Source organism: Streptomyces bohaiensis (assembly GCF_012033785.1).
GTDB lineage: Bacteria > Actinomycetota > Actinomycetes > Streptomycetales > Streptomycetaceae > Streptomyces > Streptomyces bohaiensis.
The window spans coordinates 1-1,312 of the sequence record NZ_JAAVJC010000528.1; the positions used below are offsets into that span (position 1 = coordinate 1).

Annotated in this window: 1 protein-coding gene; it reads right to left on the minus strand. The window is 78.3% G+C overall.

Annotation, left to right across the window (positions count from 1 at the left end):
- Window positions 1-48 precede the first annotated feature (48 nt).
- Window positions 49-1,312: D-alanyl-D-alanine carboxypeptidase/D-alanyl-D-alanine endopeptidase (dacB, locus tag HCN52_RS24485; RefSeq protein WP_168090598.1), on the minus strand; the 1,264-nt coding region annotated here is incomplete at its 5' end.

Below are 1,312 nucleotides of genomic sequence, written 5' to 3' on the forward strand. Positions count from 1 at the left end.
GTCCCGCCCGCCGGGGCGGGGACCGGCGCCGGGTGCCGCGGCGGGGCGTCAGGCCGGGTCGTTCGCGCCCGGCGCGCCGATGGTGAGGCCGGTGAGGGCGGCGGCGGCGCGGTCGAGTGCGGCTTCGGCATCGGCCGGGCCGGGGGTGTCGCCGGCGAGGAAGGCGAAGGCCAGGACTCGGCCGTCCGTGTGGACCACGGTGCCGCTGAGGGCGTTGACGCCGGTGAGGGTGCCGGTCTTGGCGCGGACCAGGCCGTTGCCGCCGTCGGCGGCCCGCCCGGTGAGGGTGCCGGTGAAGCCGGAGATCGGCAGGCCGGTGAGGACGGGCCGCAGCTCGGGCCGGTCGGGGTCGGCCGCGGCGGCGAGCAGGCCGGTGAGGGCGTGCGGGGTGAGCCGACCGGCGCGGTCCAGGCCGCTGCCGTCGACGAGTCGGACGTCGGAGACGTCGATGCCGAGATCGGCGAGCTGGGTGGTGAGGGCGGCGCCGACGCCCCGCAGGCTGGTCGGTTCGCCCAACTCCACGGCGACGTGACGGGCGAGCGCCTCGGCCAGGTCGTTGTCGCTGTCGGTCAGTATCCGCTCGACCAGGTCGGCCAGCGGGGCGGAGAGGTGGTGGGCGAGGCGCTCGGCGCCGTTGGGGGCCTTCGCGGGCACCGGCTCGTCGACCACGGTGACCCCGGCGGCGGCGAGTTCGGCGGCGAACAGCGCGACGGCGTCGGCGGCGGGATCGGCCGAGCGCGGCGCCGGTCCGCTGCTCGACGCGTCGAGCCGGCCGGCGTCGATCATGAGCGAGGTCAGCGGGGCGATGTTGTCGTTGACGCCGATGGGGTGCCGCTCCTCGCGGCCGGCGTAGCGCTCGGTGTCGTAGCCGACGGTCACCTCGGTGACGGAGCGGCGGGCCAGCGCCCGCGCGGTGTCGGCGGCGAGCCGCGCGACGTCCGGTGCGGTGAGGGTGGTGTCGGAACCGCCGACCAGGACGACCCGGTCCGTGCCGCGGCCGCCGGAGTCCAGGACGGTGCGGGTGGCCAGCCGGTGCTCGGTGCCGAAGGTGTGCAGGGCCGTCGCGGCGGTCACCAGCTTGACGGTGGACGCCGGGGCCATGGGTGCGTCGGGGCGCTGGGCGAAGAGCTCCTCCCCGGTGGTCAGGTCCACCACGGATGCGCCGGGGCGGCGGCCGAGGCCGGGGTCGGCGAGCAGGCCGGGCAGGGCCGCGGCGAGCGCGGTGGTGTCGGTACGTCGGGGCGCGTCACCGCCGAGCGGGCCGAGCGGCACCAGGACGGCGTCCGCGCTGGGGCCGCGGCCGGGCCCGGCC